The organism is Chryseobacterium indologenes (assembly GCF_001295265.1).
GTDB lineage: Bacteria > Bacteroidota > Bacteroidia > Flavobacteriales > Weeksellaceae > Chryseobacterium > Chryseobacterium indologenes_A.
This window is the reverse complement of record NZ_LJOD01000041.1, coordinates 1-2,249: the sequence shown is the minus strand read 5'-3', so window position 1 is coordinate 2,249 and position 2,249 is coordinate 1. Positions and strand designations below refer to the sequence as shown.

Below are 2,249 nucleotides of genomic sequence, written 5' to 3'. Positions count from 1 at the left end.
TCAATCCAACTATAAAGTCGGGAAGCTTCACCAAATGGCAAGCTTTCATAATTAGCCCAAACTGACATCCCGTTAGAAGAAAACTGACTATATGTTGTCTTTCCTGGTCGTGACATATTGTAAATTCCATTAAGCCATTCCTGACTCACTCTTCCATCCGGATCATACATCATCACCGGATTATTCATCACATAAGCATAAGGTGAATATGAAGAATAACTTTCTGAAAGCTGATCTATCCCATTCCATCTTCCTAATTCCGGCATATACTGTCCCCAGCCATTATAAGGTATGAAAAGTTTTGCTATAATTCTATTATTATTTCTATTAATAAGTTGTAATTTTAATAGTGTTAATGAAAATAGAGAAAAAAGGTGAAATAGATTGTTAAATATTAAATACCATCAGCAAAATAAACAGATGTTATAGCAAATAAAATAATACTATAATAATTAATACTCTCATTTTTAATAAATGTAATGAAATATTTTTTGTATGGAAATATTTGTTCTTCATTAATTTCACCAATTTTCTGATTATCCACAAGTATTGAAGATTTATATTTACAAAAAATTTTACTATTTTTAACAATGGAAATTTTTTTTTCTCCTACTACTAATTTATCATTTTCTTTTAAATTAATAATTTCTTTAAGATTTTGGAATACAATATTAACCTTATTAGAAAACAGTTTATTCCTAATCTCTAAAGCTAAAATTTTTTTTCCCTGAGAATCTTTAATTGTAAGCATGTATTTGAAAAGTCTATATTTTCTATCTACTTGAAATAAGATTGAATTACTGTTATCATTTCTATAAAAATAATATGTAGAAGAGTCCTTTATAATACAATAATAGTTTAACATTATATAGTTTTTAAAATCCTGTAAAACCTGTTCTAACTCTTAGATCAATACCTAATATTAATTTCATACTGAATGTCATATCAATACAGCTTGTGCATACTTCTGTTATCCCAGCTCTAAACATTTGCTTTATCTTTGAGCCAAGTATAGGGGATAGACTTCCATTAGAAACTCCTTTATTCACTCTAGGTCCAACATTACCTTCAATATCCCAACCACCATTATTTGGATAATAATCAAGTAAATCTCTAGGTGTAGGCACCCAGTCATCAGTAACATAATCAGCTTTTATTCCGGTAGATAAATCTTTTATTCCAACTCCAATACCGGCAAAATTGTGACCTTTACCATCACCATATTTCGCATATAATCCTTTTTTTGTAGAAATTCCAACTTTTCCAATGTCACCTGTCATAATACCTGCCTCAGCAGTGCCAAATGAGGTTCTAAACCCTCCTTGAACTCCCAATGTTGCTTTTCCTTCAAATTCAAAGATAAAATGATCTTTTAAAAAGTTTCCAATAGTATTTAATATGTTTCCTAACTTCAAGATATGTGCCACCATTTCCTGTGCCGTATTTGAATTTCCGGCAGTTCCTCCTGTCCACCAGAACATATACCCATTATGTGTCTTTAATGAAAAACTTCCTCCATTATTCAAAACATACATTAAATCTTTATATGCCTGTGTATTACCAAATAAACCTCCGCCACCAGATCCATCTTCATACATAAATTTCATTATACTGCCATATCCACCATCATACCATGCTGTTCCTAAAATAGTCGTTGTAGGATCATACGCCCAGTTAAATACAGAATTTTTCCCATATCTTTCTATAAGATTAACAGGCAGCCTACCATCAGGATCAATAAATCCTATAGGATTATTAAATGCATAATTATATGGATTGTATCTTCTCATCTGTTCCGCAAAAGGGTCCATCCCATTCCATCTTCCCAACTCCGGCATATATTGTCTCCAACCATAATCAAGCATTCCTGTATCATCTTGTAGCTCTTTCCCGTTGTATTGGTATCGGTAATCAGGATTTCCTGATGTGTTGTATCCCTCATGCTTTAACCCAAACGGATAATAGTTGTTTTCTTCAAGAACGGCTGCTCCTGAACCATTATTCTGATAGCTCAACCGTACATTTCCTAGCTGATCGGTATAGTTGTAAATATACTTATTATTTTTAAAATCTAAGACAAGTGTATTCATATACAGCAAAATAAGCTGTTTCAAAAGTGAAACAGCCTATTATTTTCTGATATGAATGGTATCACACTATCAACTCCAATCTTTAGAATATGATCTTAATGATTAAGCAAATATTTATTATTTTCAAGAACAAGTGACAATGGCTTACTAATAATATCG

At 31.3% G+C, this 2,249-nt stretch carries 3 protein-coding genes; all 3 read right to left on the bottom strand.

From position 1 onward, the window contains the following. Nucleotides 1-266: hypothetical protein (locus AOB46_RS22530; RefSeq protein WP_131724457.1), on the bottom strand; the 266-nt coding region annotated here is incomplete at its 3' end. A 128-nt stretch (nucleotides 267-394) separates the two neighbouring features. Next, nucleotides 395-751 carry a hypothetical protein gene (locus AOB46_RS22525; RefSeq protein WP_062703636.1) on the bottom strand — a complete coding sequence of 119 codons (357 nt, stop codon included), beginning with the start codon at nucleotides 749-751 and terminating at the stop codon, nucleotides 395-397. A gap of 124 nt (nucleotides 752-875) precedes the next feature. Continuing rightward, nucleotides 876-2,090, bottom strand: coding sequence for an RHS repeat-associated core domain-containing protein (locus AOB46_RS24145; protein WP_062703634.1), 1,215 nt, complete (start codon nucleotides 2,088-2,090; stop codon nucleotides 876-878). Between the last annotated feature and the right edge of the window lie 159 nt (nucleotides 2,091-2,249).